We start from the raw sequence: 23770 nt of genomic DNA, 5'->3' as shown, positions 1-23770 counted from the left end.
GGTCAGCTGCTCGAACTGCCCCAGCCGCCCCAACCGCTGCGCGCGGAAGACTGGCTGCCGAAGCCGCCGCGGGACGTCGACGAAGCGACGTTGACCGGTTTGCTCCGGGTGCTGTCGTAGCGGGTGTCGGTGCGGGTAGCCGGTGCCGATTCGATTTTGCGGTACTGCGTCGAGGTGTTGTAGGTCTGGCGCGTATCGCGATCGCGATAGACCGTGCGATTGGCGTTGTTGCTCATCGCATTGCCGATCAGCCAGCCCGTCAGCCAACCGTTGCCGCCGCCGGACGAGTGAGAAGTACTTTGTGCGTTCTGCGCGGCGGCGGCTTCACCGGCAGGCATCTGCGCATTGGCAAGCGCATTCAGGTCCTGTGGCGCCTCGCCGTTCTGCGGCACCTTGAAACCGCCAAGTTTGGGCACGAAGCGGCCATCGGAGTTTTTCTGGCACCAGTCGGCGGCAAAGTCGGCGTCGCACTTGGCCTTGTCATCGTAGGCCGGTGCAATGCGTCGGTGTTCGGTCAGAGCCGCGACGTAGGCATTGGAGCAGACATCGGCGGCCACTTCGGCGCCGACGCACTCCTCGACAGATTGGAAGCGTTGCTGCTCCTGCGCGGTAACCTCGCCGGAGATCGCCAGCGCCACCGACGCGGCGAGGGACAGTTGAACGTACTTGCTGCGTTTCATCGAAGGCTTCCTGCCGATCAGTTGGACGGGGTCATGCACGCGGCGTTGAGCATGCCGACGCTGATAGCCACCGCGGCCACGTAGATTCCCGAGGCGATTTCACCGTTGGCGATACGCTGCGACGTGCCCTTGAGCACCAGGCTTGTGGCGAGGAATGCCAGCAATTGCACCACGGCAGCAATCACCGCCCACAGCACAAAATCGAGGACGTTGACCGAAAACGCGATGACATTGCTGGCCGGAATCGCGAAGCCGATGATCGCGCCCGCCAGAGCGATGGCGGCAGCGATGTTGCCGGAGCGAATCAGCTCGAACTCTTTGTGTGGCGTGATACGGGTGTAGACGAACTGGAACAGCATGAACAGCAACACGGCGCCGATCAGGTAGACGACGAAACCGACCAGTGCGGTCTTGTTCAGGGAAACGGCCAGCACTTCCAGCATGGAAAACTTCCTTATTTAAATGGTGCTCAAATCAGTCGTGTACAGCGAAATGCCCAGCGAGGTGCTCAGGCTGACGGTGCCTTCCTCGTCCTGTTCGACGGAGAACAGCAGCAATTCGCGGCGATCGGTCAGGCCGGTCTCGCGCGCGTAAAGCATGGAGTGGTGTTCGATGGTGTAGCTCTCGTCCGGGTTGACCACGTGTTCGGTCATCGGAACGAGTTCGGTCTGGCCCTGCTCGGTGCCCCATTCGCGGCTGTACTGGACGCCGTCGTGGGTGTAGATCGGCAGGCCGATCGGGCTTGCGGGGCCGGCGAGGCGCTGCAGCTCGGCGTCACTGTTGACGGTCACGTAGCTGAGGTAGTTGAACAGGGTGACCGACTCGATCTGGTCGTCACCGGTGACGTGGATCTGCAGCCAGAAGTCTTCGTTATTGAGGTAGTAGCGATGCAGCTTGTTGGATTGGCCGAGGTCGATCCAGCCGGCGCTCCAGATTGCCTCTGCAGCCGGAACCTGTACCGAGGTGCTGCCATCAAGCAGCAAGGCCAGGGTCGAATCGAATCGCACGCCTTTGCCTTGTGCCATCCCGAGTGGGCCACTGGCAACGGTTGGCGTTGGCGCAGCGGTCTGCCAGTTGCTGGTGCCCAGCAAGTCTTTGAACCATCCCATGGGTACATTCCTTGAGGCGGGTGGAGGTGTTCGTCGTAAAAAGCGCCGCCAGTGTACCGGGCCGGGCGACGAACGACACGCCGTAAACCATGTGGGAGCGGGCTTGCTCGCGAAGGCGGAGTGTCAGGCAGCTAAAGTAATGACTGACAAATCGCTTTCGCGAGCAAGCCCGCTCCCACAGGTTTTTGTGCAAACGCTTACTGAGCGGACTTCTGCTTCAGACGCTCGAGAATCGCATTGGCGCTGCCTTCGTTCGGCGTGATGCCGGCGTCGCGCAGTTTGCGTTCCAGGTCATTGCCGGTCGAAGCGTCAGCCAGTTCATCGGCGGCACTCAGCTCGGCAGCACGTTGCTGCTGCTTGGCCTGCAGACGGTTCAGCGTGCCGACAGCGGTTTCCAGCTTGCCGTTGGCACCGCCGCTGGCGATGGACGCGCTGACCTGCGCCTTTTGCACGCTTTCACGGGCCTTGGCCATGTCCACTTGCTGGCGCAGGCTCTTGATCCGCGACTCGGCCTTGCTGATGTCCTTGCGCATGTTTTCGGCGTAGGTGCCGAACTCGTCGCTCTGGGCTTTCTCGGCGGTCAGGTCGTTGGTCAGGGTCGAAATCGCTTCGGCCACTTCCATGGCCAGGTCTTCGCGGCCGGCGTTCAGTGCGGAAACCGCCTTGGCTTCCAGATCCTTGATCTTGGCGTCGTACTCGCTCACGCGATCGGCGGCCAGCTTGTGCTTGGCCATGATGGTGACCAGCTCACGGCGGGCATTCGACAGCGCGGTGTCGGCGTCGCGGATTTCCTGATCGAGGATGCGCAGGGCCTGTTGGTCGACGATCGCTTCGCCGACTTCATTGGCGCCGCCGCGCAGAGCGGTGAACAACTTGCTCCAGATGGACTGAGTCATTGGATATTCCCTGTTGATTACTTGAAGAAGTGTTCGAAGGCTTCGCTCGCGCGCTGCACGTTGTCGACCAGGGTTTTCACCTCGGTGACGACGTTGGTCAGGCTCGAGTCGGCGCTGAGGGCGCCAAACATGTTGTAAACGGTCTGGCCGTTGGGCATCGACTCGATGCCGATCGACGACAGCGGGAACATTTCCCGGCTGCGCAGCACGGCGTCGTTGAAGGCGTGCACGTCAGTGATCGAATCGATATCCACCAGCACGGTGTCAACGATGATCTGCTGACCAGCCAAGGCGATGTGAATCGGCAGACCGCCGAATTCGTTCATTTCCAGCCTGATGCTGGGTTCGGAGCTCTGGATCAGAGACAGCGTGATCTCCTGCGAAGCCACCTCGTCCAGTGCCTTGAGGGCGTTGAAGAGGCTATCGATGTTCCAGTTGTTGCCTGCGCTCATGTAATTCTCCGACATGAATGAGCCAGCCAGAATCGGTTGGCGTAGCTGTTGCTCCATCTGCTTGAGCAAGCTTCGGTTTTCCGGAAGTACCCAAGTTTCGTGTTTCACATAACCGGCGGCAGCCAGGCCCGCGCGCATCTGCTTCATGTAGAAGCTCGACGGTTTTTTCGCGGACGGTTTCGAGCGCTCTCCCTGTGGGCTCTCTGATGCAACGGTGGGGGAGCGACTTTTCATGGCAATGACTCCGTTATGAACATCTCACGCGTGAGCCACACTACAACCAATTCAAAATGCCATCAATGGCTCACGCGTGAGATTTTTTCAGCCTGTCGAAATCGCTGAGAGGTGGTGGTTGCGAGCGTTGACCTTGGGTGATGAGGGGGGGCCGATTAATTGCTGATGTTTATTGTCTGGAAGGCGAATTTATTTTCAATTCTCCCGATATGATTTTTTGCTGTTTAAATATTGAAGATAATTCCTACATTGTTTTTGTATGTTTCCGTAAGAGGTAATTGCGGCACTTGGCGAGGGTGTAGGAAGTGTGTTTGGTGTGAGTAATATTAAGAAACAAGCTCGGTTCGCAACCACTGAAAACTTATTCTAGTTTTGGGGTGTGCACACCTTCACCCCGGTGGAAAAACAGCTTGGACCACCGGCCCTTCAACTTTTGAGGAAATCATAATGACTTTCGAAAAAGCATCTTCCGCTGGCGATTCTCAGATCGGCTGATCTGATCAGTAAGAACCGGGGCCTTCGCGGCCCTGGTTCTTTTACTAACTTGTTTTAATAGCGATCGAGGCTCGAATATGAAGCTTTGTCTTAAACCGACGATTATTCCGTTCAAACTTGATGGTCAGGTAGTTCTGCGTTTTAACGGTCAATACGCAAAAATCCCCGACCTGCACGGTGCTGTCTGGGAGTTCATCAAGGCACTTGATGGCCGTACACCCTATGAGGAGTTGATTACCCAGGTGGCAGACCGTTATCCCGGGGTGGGTCAGGACGAAATCCGTAGCGTTGCGCAAGATCTGATCAAATACCGGCTGGTCGAAAGTCCGGATGCCTTTGAAACGACTTCACTTTCGGATCATGATCGCATCAGATTTTCCCGCAACATCGACTTTTTCGGGTCGATGGCGGCTGTGGGCGAGAACAAGTTCACCCCCCAGGAAAAACTGCGCGCGGCCAGGGTCTGCGTACTGGGCTGCGGTGGTCTGGGCACCCATATCCTGTTCGACCTGGTGGCGCTGGGCGTCCACCACTTGACGATCCTCGATTTTGACACGATCGAGATGAGCAATTTGAACCGGCAGATCCTTTACAAGGAAACTGACGTTGGCATGCCAAAGGTTGCAACGGCCAGGCGCAGGTTGCTTGAATTCAACAGTCACCTCGACATTACTGCTCACGAAACCCGCCTCCAGTCGGCGCAAGACGTCGCCGGCATCGTACGCGGTCACGATATTGTGATTTGTGTCGCCGATAAACCCGCGAACTACATGGCCGACTGGCTGAATGAGGCCTGTGTTGAACAGGGCGTACCCTTCATTTCAGGCGGGCTTGATGTACGCCGCTCGGTGTTTTATTCGGTGGTGCCTGGCTCCTCGGGCTGCGGTGCTTGCTGGCTGACGTCGGCGCGGAACAAGAGCAGCCTGGTGAACAGCGTTTCGACCATGGCCAAACAGCACGACATCACTTATGAGCATCCCGGCCCGGCTCTTGTGACTTTGGTGGCCGTCACCGCTGGGATGATGGTCAGCGAAACGGTCAAGATCATCACCGGCTGCCAACCGCCACAATTGACCAACAAGCTCAAGGAATTCACATTCGACGACCTGGACGTCAGCGTTGCTGAAGTCTGGCAACAGAATCCGGACTGCACGGTGTGTGGACATCTCGCGAACGCGCAACGGTCGCGTCAGGCGGAGATCGTCTAGATGTTCAAACTCCTGGCGTCCTATGCCATCACGTCCATCTGTTCATGGGCCATCGCGTTTCTGATCCCGCTTTATGTTTATGAGCAGACAGGCTCCCCAGTCTGGACGTCGCTGGCTTTTTTCGCCGCGATGGCGCCCTACATACTGGTCACGCCCTTCGCCGGTGTATGGAGTGATCGCTACAGCAAACGGCGTTTTCTGATCGGTGGTGATCTGATCAACATCGTCGCCGGCTGCCTTATATATGCTGCCGTGAATACGCTGTCCGGGAACAGCTTGAGTATCACCCTGTTACTGCTGAGCTTTCTGTTGGCAAGCGTCGGCGCCACCCACCACCCGGTCTTCCAGAGTATTGCGCCCGCACTGATCGAAGGGGCCAAGCTCCACCGGTTCAATGCAATCGTCAATGCCAGTGACAACATCATTCGCATCGTTGCACCAATCGGCGTTGCAGCCTTGCTGGCCTTCAGTACCAAGGAGCAGTTGCTGATTGGCAGCATTGTCGGATTTGCGCTATCCCTGCCGCTTTGCTTCTTGCTGAAAGAGCAGGGTAAGCCTGCGCCTGCCACCACGCGGGTATTCACGGAAATCAAAGCCGGACTGCTGTATGTCATCCAGCAGCGAGAACTGTGTTCGTTTGTCATGCTGTTCTTTTTCTGCAATTTCGGTTTTGCCTTGATCGGTGCCAGCCTTGTCTATGTCTACACCACGCTACTGGCCGTGCCATTGAGTGATGTCGGCTATTACTACGGGCTCATTGGTGCGGGTGCTGTCGCCGGATCGGCTATGGGTGCGTTTCTGGTGAAGAGATATCCGGCCGGCATTCTTATCCGTCGAAGCTGTTTGCTGGCCGGAGTGTTCACGCTGATGGGGGCGATGGCCAACGATCCGTGGTCACTTTCGGCACTGTGGGCGCTTTCTACCGGTTGCCAATCCGTGGTGGTCATCGCTTTTTTCACCTATCGCCAGCAAGTGGTTCCGCAAACCATTCTTGGGCGAACGGTAGGAGTTACACGGCTCATTGCTTACCTCGCGATTCCGCCGGCGAGCCTGCTGAGTGGATGGCTGTTACTGCATTTCTCAAGCAGCGCTGTGATTCTTGCGTCAGGCGGTCTGTGCATCATTTTCGCCTCTCTATGTGCTTACTTTCTGGCCAGGTTTGAGCGCCCGGTCATTTACAGCGACGCACAATGAATACGGTTTTGTAAGTTTTTCGGTGTTTCGGAATAACTGGAAAGTTTCGATCGGCTGGATGGCTGATAAAGAATTAAAAGGAATTTAAAGTTGGATGAAGACAAAGAGTTGAATGGCGGCGATAGGGCGAAGGTCATTAAATTCATAACCGGAGGCACATTATGGGACGAATGGCTGGACGCTGATGCGTTAGATGAATTGGTTAATCATGAACTGTTGCTGGCAATGCAAGACGGTCATGTTTCGCTGCAGGGGATGCGTTACTTTCTGATCCAGCATCATTACTACTCGCGAAACTTTACCCGCTTTCTGTGTGCGATCATCAATCGCCTCGAATCCCTTGACGACATCAAATTGCTGATGGAAAACATGCAGGAGGAAATGGGCATTGATGGTGACAACAAGCTCACACATGCCGAGCTGTTTCAAAGGTCGCTACGGATCCTGGGCACCCATCCCTTGGCTGAATTGCCTTTACCTCAGACCGTGGATTTCACCCAATGCATCATGCAGCTTTGCCGCAGTGAAAATCCTGTCGAGGGCCTCGCGGCACTCTGCCTGGGAGCCGAAGCCATTGTGCCGCTGATTTACCGACCGATTCTGCTGGCGCTGGAGGGACTGAACATCAGTGAGGAAGGCCTGGAGTTCTTTCGCTTGCACATCGAAGAGGATGAGGATCATGCGATTACCATGTTGGGAATTCTGCAGCGACTGACTCACCAGATTCCTGAGGCCAAGCGGCTTGCGATTCAAACCGGGCGTCAGGCTATGCTCAAACGTTGTGTCATGTTCGATGCCATCTGGAAGGAAGTCAGTCAGCGGTAGCTGGCGACCCGTTTCGTGCAAATTGCCGCGGATTCGCTGGCAGTCGTGCAGATTGAAACAGGCCTGATGCCACCACCCTATGCTCAAGCGATTGATTCATAGGGTATTTCTGGCCCCAGGCGATTGGCCTGATCTCTGCACTTCTCTCATTACATTCATCAAGTAGCTTGAAGGGGGACGCATGACCCCGATGTCGAGCAGGAAAGTGGTCGTCGCCCATTCGGTTCGTGCCGGGGCGCCGCAACATGAAGTGCAGACCAACAAGGCGCTGGCCCGCTGGCTGGCGCAAATTCTGGGGCTCAGCTTCGGCGGGAGTTTTGATCCGCAGAAGCATCGCGGTCGCGATTTGTATTGGCTGCCGACCCAGACCATTGTCGGCGCGGCCAGCGCGCGCAATCTGGGTATCAAGGGCCCCGGCGATTTGTGGGGCGGGTACGTCGAACACGATTTCATTTGCACCAAAGCCATCAGCCACGGCTTGCGCAGTCATCTGGCTCACGCGCCACAGGGCTGGGCGCCGCAATTCGCCGAGCGCGTGCGCGATGTGGTGCTCGATGGCCTGAGCGTGTTTGCACTGGAAGATGCACGGCCCGCCGCCGAGCACTTGCTGTACAGCGGGCCGGTCCGCCTGAAGCCGATTCACGCTTGTGCCGGTCGTGGCCAGGAAGTTATCAACAGCCTCGATGCGTTCGATGAAGTACTGGCCCGGGCAGAAGCGAAAGTGTTGTTCCGCGATGGTGTGGTGCTCGAACAGGACTTGAGCAAGGTCTTTACCCACAGCGTCGGCCAGTCATTCATCGGCGACAAAGTGCTGAGCTACTGCGGTGATCAATACTTGACCAAGGATGCCCATGGCGAAGATGTCTATGGCGGTTCGAATCTGCTGGTAGTGCAGGGCGGCTACGAAAATCTGCTGGCGCTGGATTTGCCGGACGATGTGCGACTGGCCATCCAGCAGGCACAGATCTTCGATCGGGCGGCAGACGAGGCATACCCGGGTTTCTACGCCTCACGTCGCAACTACGACATTGCGCAAGGGCTGGACAGCAATGGCAAACCCCGCAGCGGGGTGCTCGAACAATCCTGGCGCATGGGCGGTGCCAGCAGCGCTGAATTGGCCGCGTTGCAGAGCTTCGTCAATGATCCGCAGATGCCGGCGATCCGCGTGTCGACCGTAGAAACCTATAGCGATCAAAGCCTGCCGGCGGACGCCATCGAAATCTATCGCGGGCCAGCGGAGAACAGTGAATTCCTTCTCAAATACGTAACGGTCAAATCCTATGACGGCTAGAAGCGAAAGCATTCAGATCGACATTGATGACGAACAGATGAGTGGGACGTTTCTCAGTCCAAAATCGAAAGTCCCCGGCGTGTTGTTTGTGCACGGTTGGGGCGGTAGCCAGGAACGTGATCTTGAGCGCGCCAAGGGCATCGCCGGTCTCGGTTGTGTCTGCCTGACCTTCGACCTGCGCGGGCACACCGGTGGCACCGGCATTCCGCTGACGCGGGTGACGCGCGAAGACAACCTGCGTGACTTGCTCGCAGCTTACGACCGCCTGCTCGCGCACCCGGCGCTCGACACCTCGGCGATTGCGGTGGTCGGCACCAGTTACGGCGGTTATCTGGCTTCGATCCTCACCTCGTTGCGTCCGGTGCGCTGGCTGGCGCTGCGGGTGCCGGCGCTGTATCGCGACGAGCAATGGCACACGCCCAAGCGTGAACTGGACAAGGCCGACCTGCGCGACTATCGGGCGACGTTGGTCCGTGCAGACAGCAACCGTGCGCTGCACGCCTGTTCGCAGTTCACCGGGGATGTGTTGCTGGTGGAATCGGAAACCGATGACTACGTGCCCCACGCGACGATCATGAGTTACCGCGCCGCCTGTCAGCAGACGCATTCGCTGACGCACCGGATCATCGACGGCGCCGACCATGCCTTGAGCGAGCCGGTTTCGCAGCAGGCTTACACCTCGATTCTGGTGGACTGGATTACCGAGATGGTGGTCGGTGAGCGATTGAGCATTATTCAGTCCACATGAGTTGTGGTGTCTCTTCGGACGCCTTCGCGAGCAAGCCCGCTCCCACATTTGGAATGCTTTCTACCTGTGGGAGCGGGCTTGCTCGCGAAGGGGCCATCAGCCATAACCAAAAACTCAGGAGGGCGTCTTCTCGATTCGCAACGCCTTGGCCTTGGCCTCGACCAACAAATACATCACCACCGTAATCAACAACGGCAGCAGAAAATAAATCGCCCGATACGCCAGTAACCCCGCCACCAGACTGCCCCGCGAAGCCTCGTGCTGCAGCAGCGCGACGAACACCGCTTCCAGCACCCCGAGCCCCGCCGGAATGTGGGTGATGACCCCGGCAATCGCGCTGATCAGCAGCACGCCGAGCACCAATGGGTAATCCAGTTTGCTCGGCAGCAGAGTGAAAATCACCGCCGCCATCAACGACCAGTTCAGCGCACCGAGCAGCAATTGCAGGGCGGCCATGCGCAGGGATGGCAGGTTGATTTCCACCCCGCGAATCGACCACTCGCGGCGCTTGGAAAACTGGCAAGCGGCGAGGTAACCGGCACTCACCAGCAACAGCAACACACCGATGCCCTGCAATGCGCCACTGCTGATTTTCCAGCCCGGTGGCATGCTCACCAGGCCGCTGCTGAACACCACGCCGGCAATTGTCATGTAGCCGAACCAGTTGGTGGCCAGGCTCAGACCGAGAATCTTGGCGATGTTGCTTTTGCTCACCCCCAGGCGCGAATACAGCCGATAGCGCATGGCAATCCCGCCGACCCAGGCGCTGAGATTGAGGTTGAACGCATAGCTGATGATCCCCACCGGAAGGATCTGTTTCCAGGTCAGGTCCTGGCGAATGTAGGTGCGGCCGATCAGGTCGAAACTGGCGTAGGTGAGAAAGCTCAACAAGGTCAGGCTGGCGGCGATGATCAGCGTGCGCACCTTGAAGTCGGCCAGGGTTTGCAGGACTTCCGCCCATTCGATACGCGTGGCGAACATCGTCAGCAACACGATCAACGCAAGGAAAAACAGCAGCGTCAGCGGACGTTTCCAGCGACTCCATCGAGAGTGAGTCGCTGGCGCCGAGTGTGCGTGGGAGTGGCTCATGACGTGCGCCCTCGAAACGGCTTGAGCCGCGGTTTATGCGCCGGCAGCCAACCGGCCATCGCCGGAAAATGCCGCAGGAAGTGGAACACCAGAAACCCCACGGTCATGTGCCAGATCCGCCCGCGCGGGGACATGCTGGCATCCATCGCCTTGCAGTGGTTCTGGCTCAGGTCTTCGAGGCGCTGGAACAGATGCTGATTGAACGCGCGATCACGGATCAGCACGTTGGCTTCCAGATTCAGTGACAGGCTCAGCGGGTCGAGATTGCTCGAGCCGACGGTGCTCCATTCCTCGTCCACCAGCGCGACTTTGCCGTGCAGCGGGCGCTGGCAATATTCGTGGATCTGCACGCCGGCCTTGAGCAGGTAGTCGTAGGTCATGCGCGCGGCCAGTTTCGCCACCAGCATGTCCGGCTGGCCTTGCAGGATCAGTCGCACCTCGACGCCACGGCGCGCGGCATTGCGGATCTCGCGCAGCAGGCGGTAGCCGGGGAAGAAGTAGGCGTTGGCGATTACCACCCGGCGTTTGGCCCGGCGCAATGCGTGCAAGTACACGTCCTCGATATCGGTGTGGTGCTGATCGTTGTCACGAAACACCAGACGCACCTGACCGTCGTGGTCGCTGAAAGCCATGTCTGCCCGGCGCTGGCGCCGACGCTGCCACCAGAAGCGTGCGCGCCCCGGGCGACCACTTTGCAGCAGGGCGAAGTGATGAATGTCAGCGACCGCCGGCCCTTGAACCTGCACCGCGTAATCCTGTTTTGCTTCAGGGCCGAAATCGGCCAGGTGATCGCCGGAGAAATTGATCCCGCCAATGAACGCGATCAGTCCGTCGACCACCACGATCTTGCGGTGCAGACGGCGGAACCAGTTGGTGCGAAAACCCAAGTGTTTGGGCGCCGGGTCAAATATCTGCAGGTGCACGCCGGCGTCGCTCAGTGCCGCGAGATAAGCGGTGGTCAACTCACCACAACCAAAACCGTCAAGGCTGACGGTGGTGCGCACGCCACGCCGAGCGGCGTCGATCAAAATCTGCTGCAACTCTGCGCCGACCTTGTCTTCGAAAACGATGAAGGTCTCCAGCAGAATTTCACTCTTCGCCGCACGCATGGCGTCGAACACCCGGGGGAAATACTCCTCGCCGTTTTCCAGTAACTCGACGCGGTTGTTGCCCTGCCAGCCGTACTCGACATCGACATGCCCGGGCTCGCGTACCGGCGGGTTGATGCTGATCGGTTCCACGGCGGATTTCTCCAGCGGTGCGCTGCTCATAGTTCGATCTCCACCGATAACGGGACGTGGTCGGAAAGGTGTGACCAGGGCCGGTTGGCCAGGACTTTCGGTTGGCTGGCCTTGAGGTTGCGTACATAAATACGATCGAGCCGCAGCGTCGGCAGACGCGCCGGAAAGCTGCGCGCCGGTTTGCCGTGATGCTCGGCGAACACCTCGCGCAGGCCGCAGGGTTCAAGCAACGCGTCGGCGCGCTGGCGCCAGTCGTTGAAGTCACCGGCGACGATCACCGGCGCGTCAACCGGCAGCTCCGCCAGACGCTCACCGAGCAGTTTCAATTGCGCATTGCGATGGCTTTCGCGCAGGCCCAGATGTACGCAGATCGCATGCACTTCGACGCCATCGCCCGGCATGCGCAGCACGCAATGCAGCAGACCACGGTTCTCGTGGCCGCTGATCGACACGTCGAGGTTATCGTGGCGGATGATCTGGAATTTCGACAGCAACGCGTTGCCGTGATCACCCTCTGGGTACACCGCGTTGCGCCCGTAGGCGAATTGCGGCCAGAGGCTGTCGGCGAGGAACTCGTACTGCGGCATCGTCGGCCAGTTGCTGTAGCGCTTGGGATGATGTTCGTGGGTGCCGTGAACTTCCTGCAGGAACACCACGTCGGCGGCCACGCTGCGCACCGCTTCGCGCAACTCCGGGAGGATGAAACGTCGATTGAGCGCGGTGAAGCCTTTGTGCGTGTTGACCGTCAGTACGGTGAAACGGCGCACCGACACTTCAACGCTGGTCTGCTCGTCGGTGAACCCGACCGGCTCTGGAATACTCATGCCAGCACCCCTTCGGCAACCGGTTCGCCGGGGGTGGTGGTGAGCGTTCTGTCCAGCTCGAATCGGTGGAGCAAGCTGCGCGCGTCGTAGGGCGCGCGGACTTTGATGTCGTTGTCGAAATAGCAGAATACTTCGCGGGATTTGCGCGCCCGCGGCTTGAGGCGCGGCGCGATCAGATGCGCATCGCCGGGCTGCTGGCCGTGGTGCCAGGCGTCGATGCGTTCAGCCCAGTTGTTCAACGCGGCGTCGGTGTAACCGCTGGCATAAAGCGCCTCGGCACCGTGCAGGCGCAGGTAGACAAAGTCACTGGTGAGGTCTTCACGGTACGGCCATTTGCCGGCGGTGTCGGCGATCACCAGAGCAGTGTTGTAGCGTTTCAACAGCCGCACAAAGTCGGGATCGATGAAGGTGTCGTTGCGGATCTCCACCGCATGACGCAGCGGTTTTTTGCGCCAGGCTTTGAGGCTGGCGTGGCCGTGCAGATGCGAGTCGTGCTGGCGGGCGAGTGCGGCAGCGGCTTCGGTATCGTGGGGCAACAATGAGAGGAAGTGTTCGAAGCGCTCGGGATCGAATTTGAAGTTCGGCGGAAACTGCCAGAGGATCGGCCCGAGCTTTTCCTTGAGCTCCAACACCCCGGAGGCGAAGAAATTCGCCAGCGGCTTTTCGATCTCGCGCAAGCGCCGGACGTGGGTGATGAAGCGTGGCGCCTTGACGCTGAATACGAAGTCGTCCGGCGTTTCGTCGTACCACTGCGCGTAACGTTCGGGTCGTTGCAGCGCGTAGAACGATCCATTGATTTCGATGCTGTTGACCGCCCGCGAAGCGAATTGCAGTTCGCGCTTCTGCGCCAGTCCTTTCGGATAGAAATCCCCGCGCCACGGAACGTAGCGCCAGCCGGAAATACCGATGTGAATCGTTGCCATGCCGCCCTCCCGTTGTCAGTCCTCGTACAGCCTGTGTCTGCTGATGACTGCGGGCGGTTCGGGAAAGTTTCGGTGGCTTTACGGACGGTACATCCCTGAGAGCAACACAAAGCTAATGTGGGAGGGGGCTTGCTCCCGAAGGCGGTGGTTCGGTCAACATCGATGGCGACTGATACACCGCTTTCGGGAGCAAGCCCCCTCCCACAGGGTTACTCAATGACCCGTGAATACTCGGCCTTCAGCCGGCTCGGCATAGGTCGGACCGAGGCGATCCAGTCGCCCGCTCCACGCGGTCAGCGCCAACGCCAGCAACACCACCAGGCCACCGATCCATGCTGTGTGAATCAGCCCCAAATGCTCGACGATCAACCCGCCGCCCCACGCACCACCGGCAATCCCCAGGTTGAACGCAGCAATGTTCAGCCCCGATGCCACATCCACCGCCTGTGGCGTGTGATGTTCAGCCTGGCGCACCACATACACCTGCAACCCCGGCACGTTGCCGAACGCCACCGCGCCCCACACCAGTACCGTGGCCAGCGCCAGCCATGGATTGGCGGCGGTGAAGGTCAGCACGAACAACACGGCCGCGAGCAGGGCGAAGATGATTTTCAGGGCGCTGATCGGCCCGCGTTTGTCCGCCAGTTTGCCGCCCCAGATGTTGCCGACCGCCACCGACACGCCGTACACCAGCAACACCAGGCTGACGGTGCCGGCGCTGAAACCGGAGAGGTCCTGCAGGATCGGCGCGAGGAAGGTGAAGGCAATGAACGAGCCGCCGTAACCGATTGCGGTCATCGCGTACACCAGCAGCAGACGCGGTTGTTTCAGCACTTGCAGTTGCTGTAGCAAGGACGCCGGTTTGCTGTGGGCAATGTTGTTCGGCACATACAGCAGACTGCCGATGAAGGCGATCACACCCAGCGCCGAGACGGCGAGGAAGGTTTCGCGCCAGCCGAAATGCTGACCGATGAACGTGCCCAGCGGCACGCCTGTGACCAAGGCCACGGTGAGGCCGGTGAACATGATCGCGATCGCGCTGGCGGCTTTTTCCTTGGGCACCAGACTGGTGGCGATGGTCGAGCCGATAGAGAAGAACACCCCATGTGCCAGACCCGTGACGATCCGCGCCAGCACCAGCGATTCATAACTCGGCGCCAGCCACGCCAGCAGGTTGCCGAGGGTGAAGAGCACCATCAGCGATAGCAGCAACAGTTTGCGCGGGACTTTGCCGGTGAGGGCGGTCAGCACCGGGGCGCCAATGGCAACGCCCAGTGCATACAGACTGACCAGCAGCCCGGCGGACGGCAGGCTGACGCCGAGATCGGTGCCGATGGTGGGTAACAGGCCGACGATGACGAACTCGGTCGTCCCGATGGCGAATGCGCTGAGGGTCAGCGCGAGCAAGGCGATGGGCATGACTGCACTCCGGTAGAGGTTGAATGGAGCGCAGTGTCGGGGTTTGGGTTTTGCGGAAAAATACAGGGTTGGGCATTTGATATTTGCCTTGGACGCAAAGGTCAAAAGCGCTCCCCCTCACCCCAACCCTCTCCCCCAAAGGGGCGAGGGGGAAGGGAGCTGATCTCGGTTGCACTCAATATTGAGTTCGGCTGGATATTTCAGGTCGATGTAGCTCGAGAGCACAACTCGGTCGGCTCCCTCTCCCTCGGGGAGAGGGCTGGGGTGAGGGTGCTCTTGAACTTGCCAGACAATTACCGATCAGTTCCTTACAGGTTCAGCCAAGAGGGATCGGAGTTTTGATCAAGTTCAGGATCGCCATTGTGCTGGGAGCGCTGCTGTTTCTCGGCACCAGCGAACTCGAAGCCGCCACGCTGCCGGGCGTTCCGGCCGCTGCTGAAGAAGCGGCCAAACCCGAGCCCATCGTGCAGGGCGGTCTGCTCGGTGCAATCAGTTCGAGCATCGACGATGTACAAGACAAACTCGATCTCAACGAGCATCTGGTCGACGCCTGGCGTCTGCGTGCCGACCGTGCGGCGGACGAAGTCGACAAACTGGTCAACCAGCCGTCGAACCGATCCGGCTGGAGCGTCGCCGGAGATTTCCTGATGCTGTCCGGCGTGTGGCTTGGCGCCTTCGCGTTGCTTACGGTGCTCGGCAGCCTGCTGGCCAAGCGGCTGAGTCAGGGCCGTTGGCTGCGTACACGCCAACGCAGTCAGGATCTGGCGGGTTACCTGCTGCCGTACACCGTGCCGGCGCTGATCTGCCTGCCGCTGACGCTGTACGTCAGCCACTTTCTGCAAGCCTCGGTGGGTCGGGCGCTGGCGTTGTGTCTGGCGTATGCCACCAGCAGCGGGATTTTCTCCACCTCGATGCTGTTGTGCGTGGTGGTGATGTTCAACGTCGGCCACAAACGACCAGCCGCGCGGATCATCCGCGACTACTGCCCGAAACCGCTGTTCCTGATCGGCTTTCTCGCCGCCCTCAGTGATGCGTTGACCAGCCCACAGATCGCCCGTCAGTTGGGCGGCAATATCACCAGCAGCGTCGCGGTGTTTACCGGGCTGATCGCTTCGATCATCTTCGGTCTGCTGGTGATTCGCCTGCGTCGGCCAGTGGCGCATCTGATTCGTAACCGACCGCTGGCGCAACGTCTGAAACAGCCGTCGCTGCAGGAGTCGCTGCGGATTTTTTCCGGGCTCTGGTACTGGCCGATCGTGCTGATGGTGCTGGTTTCGGCGGTCAATCTGATCGGCATCGGTGAGGACAATCAGAAGGCCCTGCGCTGTGCGCTGTTCACCACGGTGCTGCTGATCGGCACGGTGTTCCTCAGCACCATCCTCCAGCACCTGTTCAAGTCGCGAAAGGCCGAAGCGATCCAGCGCAGCAGCGCCTACAAGGAACGCTTTCTCAGCCTGTTGCACGCGTTGCTGCGGATCGTTATTGCGATTGCCTTCATCGATATTCTCGGGCGGATCTGGGGCGTTTCATTGCTCGATTTCGCCCAGAGCAGCACGATCGGCCGGGCGATCAGCAACGCGTTGAGCAGCATCGGTCTGATCTTCCTCGTCACGTGGCTGTTGTGGGTGGTGCTCGACACGGCGATTCAGGAAGCGTTGAAGCCACCGGTCAGCAAACGCTCGTCGCGCCAGCCCAGCACCCGGGTGAAAACCATCCTGCCGCTGCTGCGCAACGCGATCAAAATCATCCTGGTGGTGATCTGCGCGATCACCACCATGGCCAACCTCGGCATCAATGTTGCGCCACTGTTGGCCGGTGCCGGGGTGGTCGGTCTCGCGATCGGTTTCGGTTCGCAGCAACTGGTGCAGGACGTGATCACCGGGCTGTTCATCATCATCGAGGACACCCTGTCGATCGGCGATTGGGTGGTGCTCGACTCCGGGCACGCCGGTACCGTCGAAGGCCTGACCATCCGCACCCTGCGTCTGCGTGACGGCAAGGGGTTTGTGCATTCGGTGCCGTTCGGCCAGATCAAGGCAGTGACCAATCAATCACGGCAGTTTGCCTACGCGTTTTTCTCGGTGCAGTTCACCTACGACACCGACGTCGACAAGGCCATCGAGCTGATCCGCGAGACTGGCGATTCGATCCGCGAAGACCCGTTCCTCAAGTACAACCTGCAAGGGCCGCTGGATGTGTTCGGGGTGGACCGGATGGACTTGAACGGTGTGGTGCTGACTGCGCAATTCCGTACCGTGTCGGGTGGGCAATATGCAGTGAGCCGGGCGTTCAACCAACGTTTGAAAAAGCTTGTGGATAACAGCCCTGAGGTGCACTTCGCGCAGACTTATCCACAGCAGGTTTTGTTGCCCAAGCGGCAGGGTGAGGGGGAGTTGGTGGCGAACGAGGTGCCGCAAAAGTCGAGTACTTGATTGCCGATTTTGCAGCGGGATTGCCGGCCTCTTCGCGAGCAAGCCCGCTCCCACATTGAATGTGTGAACGCCGCAGATCCCCTGTGGGAGCGAGCTTGCTCGCGAAAGGGCCGGAGCTGTCGATATCAATGCCGGATCAGCTTGCTACGCACCTGCTCCATGGCCACCTGATCCCGCTCAGTCCAGAAAACCTGTTTGCCAGCAATCTCGGCAGCAACCGGCACGCCATCGCGATACACCAACCGATTGCTCGCCAATGCCGGCACCTTTGCCCCTGGCAACAACGTTCCGGCCAGATTCAACGGATCCACCCCGCACACCGCGATCAAATTGCCGTCATGCGCCCGCCGCCGAACCTCCCGCAGCAACGGAATCGCCTCCGGCAAGGCAAACTGTTCCCCCGCCAGCCCACTGACAAACCGCCCGCCGCGAATCTCGCCACGGGCCTCCAGCCGATGAAATGTGCGCAGCAATTCGCGCCAGCTCGGCAGCCAATCCGCCTCGCGCTCCAGCAGACGCCAGAACACCACGCCGTAGCGGCGCAGCAACGTCATCGCAACGTGTTCCAGCGTCTCGCTGTTGTCCACAGCCGCCCCGCGCCGCAACAACGCCCAGCGCCCGGCATCGTCCATGCCGCCGATAAACGCTCCACGTCCGCGACGACTGCTGCGTTGCTGGCGCTTGCTCGCCGGGGTAATCAGGGCGCGCAAACCGGCGAAGCTGTCGGCATTCACCAGGCCAGCGCCAACCAGTTCCTGCAAGGCGATTTCCAGCTCGGTGCGCAGCAGGTGCGCCTCGTGAATCAACTCATCGAAAAACAGCGCGCCTTGCAGACTCAGCGCCTCATGGACCTTTTGCGTTTTTGGCGACAGTTCACAGACCGGCGTCTGTTCGGCCAGCGCACTCCACAACCCGACCTTACTGCGCGGCAACAGCACAATCGGCGTACTGCGCAACGCCGTGCCGCTGACTTTCTGCCGGGCACTGAGCCGCGTCCACACCAGTTTGCCGTTGCGGCACAGGTCATCCAGCCAGCTCGGCGAATAGTCCTTCAGGCGTGCGGGGAGGATGTCGCTGTCCCACGCCGAAGCCGCTGCCGGGTAACCTTCAAACTGGCCGACAATCGCCGGCAACACCGCGCTGCCCTGACCGCGCGTAGCGGGGGACAGGTGCTGCCAGTCGAACAGAAAACGCGTGAAATCCTGCAGTGCTACCGGCTCGATTTCCCTACGCAAACGCTTGACGGTGTAGCGATGAATGCGCGCCAGCAGATGCCGCTCGCACCATTCCTCAACAGCTACACCCAGGGTGAAATGCCCGCGCAGCACATAGCCTTCGCGCTCCAGTTGCGCGAGGGCTTGTGCGACTTGTGCAGTGGGCAATGCCAGCGGTTCGGCAATCGCCGGTAGCGGCAGCGGGCCGAACGCACCGAGCCGTGCTCGGATCACTTCGACCAACGCTTGTTCGAACGTCCACGGCTCGTTGAATCCGGGTAGAGCTTCCTGCAGCGGTCGCAGCGTGGCCTGTGGATAAAGCGCCAACAGGCACGTCAGGCGTTCACGCGCCAACCACAACGAATGTTGAGGATTAATCATCAGGCGGCAGGCTCGACCACTGGCAGTCAATCTATCCAGCCATCCACGCCAATCCTCGTTGGCCTCAACTTCAGCCTCGTCGACGCACGCCAGGCTCATCAGCGCCTCGTGCATTTCATCGACGTTGGCCGGCGTCGGCCATGCTTCCTCGCGCACCGCGTCGATGGCGTCGGCGTCCAGTGCACCGAGATCATCGGTGGACTGCGGATCGCTCCAGCGCCGGTTGAGCACCGCTTGGGTGCGGCGTTCCTCCAACGGTGCATCGTCGAGAAAGGCGTACGGCCGCGCGCTGAGAATTTCTGCCGCCAGCGGTGACGGAGCCGGCAGATCGCGGCTGATCAACCGCACCTCGCCGCGCTCCATGCGCCGCAGCAGGTTGAGCCAGCCGTCGCTGTCCATGGCCTCGTGCAGGCAGTCGTCGAGGGTTTGTTCCACCAGCGGATGTTCAGGGACTTCCCGCTCGCCGGCGAGGTTTTCCAGGCAGGCGATCTGATCAGGGAACACGCTGGCAATCAGGTCTTCGCTTTTCATCCGCTGCAACTGCGGCGCAACTTTGCGCCCGCCGGTAAAACGCGGCAACGCCAGCGCGACCCCGGCATTCCAGCGCCAGCGCACGCCGAACAACGGCGCGTCGAGAATTGCCTGAATCAGGATGTGCTCCGCGCTGTTGCTGTGCAGGTACCGCCAGACATCATCCAGTTCGAAACTGTGACTGGTGGACAGCGACAACACGATCGCATCCTCGCTGGCGGCAGCTTGCAGTTCGAAGTTGAAGGTGCGGCAGAAACGCTTGCGCAGGGCCAGGCCCCAGGCGCGGTTGATGCGGCTGCCGAAGGGTGAATGGATGATCAACTGGGTGCCGCCGGACTCGTCGAAAAACCGTTCCATCAACAGCGTGTCCTGCGAGGGCAGGGCGCCAAGGGTCAGGCGAGCGCGGGCGAGATAGTCCACCAGTTGTTCGGCGCTGGCGCGGTTCAGGCCGAGGGTTGCGGTCAGCCAGTCGAGCGCCGGTTGCAGATCGCCGGGGCTGGCTGCGAGCAGTTCGTCGAGGGTCGCTTGCAGGCGCGCCACCGCCGCAGACAATTCATCGCTGCGCCCCGGGGCTTCGCCGAGCCAGAACGGAATGGTCGGCGGCTGGCCTTGGGCATCCTCGACCCGCACCTTGCCGGTTTCCACCCGCAGGATTCGGTAGGAGGTGTTGCCGAGCTGGAACACATCACCCGCGATGCTCTCCACGGCAAAGTCTTCGTTGACGCTGCCGATGCTCAGACCCTGCGGTTCCAGCAGCACGCTGTAGTCGGCGTTGTCGGGGATGGTGCCGCCGCTGGTCACGGCGGTCAGTTGCGCGCCGCGACGGCCGCGCAGAGTGCGGCTGACGGCGTCGCGGTGCAGGTAAGCGCTGCGGATGCCCTGACGACCGTTATAGCCTTCAGCGAGCATCGCCAGCAGCGCTTGATAGTGTTTTTCGTCGAGATCGCGGTAGGGCGAGGCTTTGCGGAAGAGTGCCAGCAGCGCATCTTCCGCCCATTCCCGGCAACTGACTTCGGCGATGATCTGCTGCGCCAGTACATCCAGCGGCGCTTGGGGAATGTGCAGGGTGTCGAGTTCGCCACGGCGCACGCAGTCGAGCAGGGCGGCGCATTCGATCAGGTCGTCGCGGGTGGTGGCGAACAAGCGGCCCTTGGGCGTACCGCCGACCTGGTGCCCGGAGCGCCCGACTCTTTGCAGAAACCCGGCAATCGAACGCGGCGAGGCGATCTGACAGACCAGATCGACTTCACCGATATCGATGCCCAATTCCAGTGAGGCCGTGGCGATCAGCACTTGCAGTTCGCCGCGCTTGAGCCGCTGTTCGGCGTCGAGGCGGAATTCCTTGGCCAGACTGCCGTGGTGCGCGGCGACTGCGTGCTTGCCGAGGCGCTCGCTGAGGTGGCGGCTAAGGCGTTCCGCCAAGCGCCGGGTATTGACGAAAATCAGCGTGGTGCGGTGCTCGCGGGCCAGTTCGGCGAGGCGGTCGTAGACCAGTTCCCAGACATCGTTGGCCATCACTGCCGACAACGGCACCGGCGGCACTTCGATGCCCAGATCCCGTGGCCGGGCGTGGCCGATGTCGATGATCTCGCACGGGCGATCGGTGCCGACCAGAAACCGTGCCACGGCATCGATCGGCTTTTGCGTGGCGGACAAGCCGATGCGGGTCAAGGGTTCGGCACACAGTGCCTGCAGGCGTTCTAGGCTCAGCGCCAGGTGACTGCCGCGTTTGCCGGCAGCGATGGCGTGGATCTCGTCGATGATCACCGTGCGTGTGTTGCCGAGCATTTTGCGCCCGGACTCGGAGCCGAGCAGCACGTACAGTGATTCCGGGGTGGTCACCAGAATGTGCGGCGCACTTTTGCGCATGGCTGCGCGGTCTTTTTGCGGGGTGTCGCCGGTGCGCACTGCCGTGGTGATCTGCAATTCGGGCAGGCCCATCTGGCGCAGTTGCTCGGTGATTCCGGCCAGCGGAGTTTGCAGGTTGATGCGGATGTCGTTGGACAGCGCCTTGAGCGGCGAAACGTAAACCACCAGGGTTTCGTCGGGCAGGCCTTCGGGATTTTCCAGGCCACGGTGGACGAGGTCGTCAAGCACGGCGAGGAACGCGGTAAGGGTTTTACCAGAGCCGGTGGGCGCGGCGATCAGCGTCGAGCGGCGCTGGCGGATCAACGGCCATGCGCGGGCCTGGGCGGCGGTGACCGTCGGGAAGGTACTGCTGAACCAGGCGCTGACGGCGGGGTGAAAGCCTGCCAGGGCGGCGTCCTTGGGGATGGGCAGATTCATGGCTCAAGTTATGCGGGTGGGGGCGGCAAGATGCAAGTACCGCTGGGATCTTCAGCGTTTGGCCGGGCCTCTTCGCGAGCCAGCCCGTTCCCACAGGGGAATGCGGTCAACTGTGGGAGCGGGCTGGCTCGCGAAGAGGCCCGCTGCAACGCCACAAATGCCAGGGATCTATACTTTACGGGTGACGGTTGCGCACTAAACCCGCAAAATGCAACGATTCCGGCAATTATCGACGACGGGTGTCACAAGCACCGTCGCTAAAGCCATCGTTCCAATCAGACTGGGCCTGCTGACTCTATGCGAATGCGCCTTATGTTACTGGGCGGCGGAAATGCCCTTGGGCAGGCGCTGATTCGCCTCGGTGCGGAAGAAGACATCGGTTTCCTCGCCCCCCGCCCGCCAGAAGACGGCTGGGATGCCGCGAGCCTGACGCAACTGCTCGACGATACCCGTCCGGATGCGTTGATCAACCTCGCCTACTATTTCGACTGGTTCCAGGCCGAGACCGTCAGCGAAATCCGACTGGCCGGGCAAGAACGCGCCATCGAGCGGCTGGCCGAGCTGTGCCAGCACCACAACATCATCCTCGTGCAGCCTTCCAGCTATCGGGTGTTCGACGGTTCGCGGGCGACCGCCTACAGCGAAAAAGACGAACCGGTGCCGCTGGGCCTGCGCGGTCAGGCACTGTGGCGCATCGAGCAAAGTGTCCGCGCCACTTGCCCGCAACACGTGTTGCTGCGCTTCGGCTGGCTGCTTGATGACAGCCCTGAAGGCACCCTCGGGCGCTTCCTCGCCCGCGCCGAACAACCGGACGAATTGCTCATGGCCGATGACCGCCGGGGCAATCCGACTCCGGTCGATGACGCGGCACGGGTGATTATTTCGGTGCTCAAGCAGCTCGATTGCGCGGCGCCGCTGTGGGGCACTTACCATTACGCCGGCCACGAGGCGACCACGCCGCTGGCGCTCGGTCAGGCGATTCTGACCGAGGCGCGCAGCCTGCATCAGTTGGCAATCGAAGCACCGACCGCTCAGGCCCACGCCGCGCGGCCGGACGCCGCCGAGGAACCGCAGCACGCGGTACTCGCCTGCAAGAAAATTCTGCACACTTTCGGGATCAAGCCCCGCGCCTGGCGCGCCGCACTCCCGGCTTTACTGGATAGGTTTTATCGTCATGGCTGAAGGCCCTGTTTTAATCACCGGCGGCGCCGGTTTCATCGGCTCGCACCTGACGGATGCATTGCTCGCTGCGGGCCACTCGGTGCGGATTCTCGATGATCTGTCGACCGGCAAACGTGCCAACCTGCCGCTGGACAACCCGCAGGTCGAACTGATCGTCGGTGACGTCGCCGATGCCGCGCTGGTCGCGCAGGCCATGCAAGGCTGCAGCGCCGTCGCCCACCTGGCGGCGGTGGCTTCGGTGCAGGCGTCGGTGGACGACCCGGTGAAAACCCACCAGAGCAATTTCATTGGCACCCTGAATGTCTGCGAAGCCATGCGCCAGGCCGGGGTCAAGCGTGTGCTCTACGCGTCGAGCGCAGCGGTGTACGGCAACAATGGTGAAGGCGAGTCGATCGACGAAGACACACCAAAAGCCCCGCTGACCCCGTATGCCTCGGACAAACTGGCCGGCGAGCACTACTTCGATTTCTACCGTCGCCAGCATGGCCTGGAGCCGGTGATCTTCCGCTTCTTCAACATCTTCGGCCCACGCCAGGATCCGTCCTCGCCGTACTCCGGGGTCATCAGCATCTTCAGCGAGCGGGCGCAGAAAGGCCTGCCGATCACCGTGTTCGGCGATGGCGAGCAAACCCGCGATTTCCTCTATGTCGAGGATCTGGTCGATGTGCTGGTGCAGGCAATCGACAAGCCTGAAGTGGAAGTGGGCGCGATGAACGTCGGCTGGAATCAGGCGATGAACCTCAAGCAGATGCTGCAAGCGCTGCAGGAAGTGGTCGGCGAGCTGCCGCCGGTCAGCTACGGCCCGGCGCGCTCCGGCGACATCCGTCATTCGCGGGCGAACAACACGCGTTTGCTGCAACGCTTCAAGCTGCCGGAGCCGACGCCGATGCGCGTGGGGCTGGCGCGGTTGCTGGGACGCTAAATCGAAAAAACAAAAAAGGCGCCTTTGCAGGCGCCTTTTTTGTGGGCGGGGTATCGCTTTGACGCTCGGTGCAATCCCTGTGGCGAGGGAGCTTGCTCCCGCTCGACTGCGCAGCAGTCGCAAATTCAGTCAACGCGGTTTTTCTGAAGCACCGCTTTTGCCTTGTTCAGGGCTGCTTCGCAGCCCAGCGGGAG

General features: G+C 60.6%; 19 protein-coding genes. 8 read left to right on the top strand and 11 right to left on the bottom strand.

Annotated elements, in window-relative coordinates:
- Positions 1-2: 2 nt before the first annotated feature.
- The 5 genes from ACS4NR_RS18445 to ACS4NR_RS18425 all read right to left on the bottom strand — a co-directional run bounded on the left by ACS4NR_RS18445 (position 3) and on the right by ACS4NR_RS18425 (position 3371).
- The gene (locus ACS4NR_RS18445) at positions 3-680 is read right to left on the bottom strand and encodes a DUF1190 domain-containing protein (RefSeq protein WP_443533918.1); all 678 of its coding nucleotides are present in this window, start codon (positions 678-680) and stop codon (positions 3-5) included.
- 17 nt (positions 681-697) lie between these two features.
- Complete coding sequence (locus ACS4NR_RS18440) at positions 698-1123, bottom strand: DUF350 domain-containing protein (protein WP_095139066.1); 426 nt, start codon at positions 1121-1123, stop codon at positions 698-700.
- 15 nt (positions 1124-1138) lie between these two features.
- Entirely contained in the window at positions 1139-1789 is a 651-nt protein-coding gene (locus tag ACS4NR_RS18435; RefSeq protein WP_095139068.1) for a DUF2491 family protein, read from the bottom strand.
- Between the two features lie 197 nt (positions 1790-1986).
- Positions 1987-2685, bottom strand: coding sequence for a PspA/IM30 family protein (locus ACS4NR_RS18430; RefSeq protein WP_007966153.1), 699 nt, complete (start codon positions 2683-2685; stop codon positions 1987-1989).
- A gap of 17 nt (positions 2686-2702) precedes the next feature.
- Positions 2703-3371 (bottom strand): YjfI family protein, encoded by a 669-nt coding sequence (locus ACS4NR_RS18425; protein ID WP_115986885.1) that lies wholly within the window; start codon positions 3369-3371, stop codon positions 2703-2705.
- A gap of 572 nt (positions 3372-3943) precedes the next feature.
- Here ACS4NR_RS18425 and ACS4NR_RS18420 point away from each other — a divergent pair.
- From ACS4NR_RS18420 to ACS4NR_RS18400, 5 genes are all read left to right on the top strand, one after another.
- Positions 3944-5074, top strand: a complete 1131-nt coding sequence (locus ACS4NR_RS18420; RefSeq protein ID WP_115986884.1) for a HesA/MoeB/ThiF family protein — start codon at positions 3944-3946, stop codon at positions 5072-5074.
- Entirely contained in the window at positions 5075-6268 is a 1194-nt protein-coding gene (locus ACS4NR_RS18415; RefSeq protein WP_456018034.1) for an MFS transporter, read from the top strand.
- Between the two features lie 90 nt (positions 6269-6358).
- A complete protein-coding gene (locus ACS4NR_RS18410; protein ID WP_456018033.1) occupies positions 6359-7093 on the top strand; it encodes a TenA family transcriptional regulator in 735 nt (244 codons plus the stop codon).
- A 181-nt stretch (positions 7094-7274) separates the two neighbouring features.
- On the top strand, positions 7275-8384 hold the full coding sequence (locus ACS4NR_RS18405) for a DUF3182 family protein (protein WP_456018032.1): 1110 nt from the start codon (positions 7275-7277) through the stop codon (positions 8382-8384).
- Positions 8374-9132, top strand: a complete 759-nt coding sequence (locus tag ACS4NR_RS18400; protein ID WP_027614239.1) for an alpha/beta hydrolase family protein — start codon at positions 8374-8376, stop codon at positions 9130-9132. The genes ACS4NR_RS18405 and ACS4NR_RS18400 overlap by 11 nt, the downstream gene beginning before the upstream one ends.
- Positions 9133-9246: 114 nt before the next feature.
- On the opposite strand, the gene ACS4NR_RS18395 is transcribed toward ACS4NR_RS18400, so the two are convergent.
- The 5 genes from ACS4NR_RS18395 to ACS4NR_RS18375 form a co-directional block, all read right to left on the bottom strand.
- On the bottom strand, positions 9247-10221 hold the full coding sequence (locus ACS4NR_RS18395; RefSeq protein WP_095139078.1) for a lysylphosphatidylglycerol synthase domain-containing protein: 975 nt from the start codon (positions 10219-10221) through the stop codon (positions 9247-9249).
- Positions 10218-11492: a cardiolipin synthase ClsB gene (gene clsB, locus ACS4NR_RS18390; RefSeq protein ID WP_456018031.1), complete on the bottom strand. Its 1275-nt coding sequence runs from the start codon at positions 11490-11492 to the stop codon at positions 10218-10220. Before clsB ends, ACS4NR_RS18395 begins: the two co-directional genes overlap by 4 nt.
- On the bottom strand, positions 11489-12286 hold the full coding sequence (locus tag ACS4NR_RS18385) for an endonuclease/exonuclease/phosphatase family protein (protein WP_047602496.1): 798 nt from the start codon (positions 12284-12286) through the stop codon (positions 11489-11491). Before ACS4NR_RS18385 ends, clsB begins: the two co-directional genes overlap by 4 nt.
- Positions 12283-13209, bottom strand: a complete 927-nt coding sequence (locus ACS4NR_RS18380; protein WP_456018030.1) for a DUF72 domain-containing protein — start codon at positions 13207-13209, stop codon at positions 12283-12285. The genes ACS4NR_RS18385 and ACS4NR_RS18380 overlap by 4 nt, the downstream gene beginning before the upstream one ends.
- Before the next feature lie 213 nt (positions 13210-13422).
- On the bottom strand, positions 13423-14628 hold the full coding sequence (locus ACS4NR_RS18375; RefSeq protein ID WP_456018029.1) for an MFS transporter: 1206 nt from the start codon (positions 14626-14628) through the stop codon (positions 13423-13425).
- Positions 14629-14966: 338 nt separating this feature from the next.
- Here ACS4NR_RS18375 and ACS4NR_RS18370 point away from each other — a divergent pair, with 338 nt between their 5' ends.
- Entirely contained in the window at positions 14967-17060 is a 2094-nt protein-coding gene (locus ACS4NR_RS18370) for a mechanosensitive ion channel family protein (protein WP_456018028.1), read from the top strand.
- 125 nt (positions 17061-17185) lie between these two features.
- Here the strand turns inward: ACS4NR_RS18370 and ACS4NR_RS18365 are convergent, their stop codons facing one another.
- Positions 17186-21472, bottom strand: a complete 4287-nt coding sequence (locus ACS4NR_RS18365; protein ID WP_456018027.1) for a DEAD/DEAH box helicase — start codon at positions 21470-21472, stop codon at positions 17186-17188.
- A 297-nt stretch (positions 21473-21769) separates the two neighbouring features.
- Here ACS4NR_RS18365 and ACS4NR_RS18360 point away from each other — a divergent pair, with 297 nt between their 5' ends.
- Positions 21770-22654: a sugar nucleotide-binding protein gene (locus tag ACS4NR_RS18360; protein WP_253151946.1), complete on the top strand. Its 885-nt coding sequence runs from the start codon at positions 21770-21772 to the stop codon at positions 22652-22654.
- The gene (locus tag ACS4NR_RS18355; RefSeq protein WP_456018026.1) at positions 22647-23576 is read left to right on the top strand and encodes an NAD-dependent epimerase/dehydratase family protein; all 930 of its coding nucleotides are present in this window, start codon (positions 22647-22649) and stop codon (positions 23574-23576) included. The genes ACS4NR_RS18360 and ACS4NR_RS18355 overlap by 8 nt, the downstream gene beginning before the upstream one ends.
- Positions 23577-23770 lie beyond the last annotated feature (194 nt).

This window comes from Pseudomonas sp. JQ36 (genome assembly GCF_053851495.1).
Note: the sequence above shows the minus strand (reverse complement) of the source record. Positions and strands in the feature narration are given on the sequence as shown.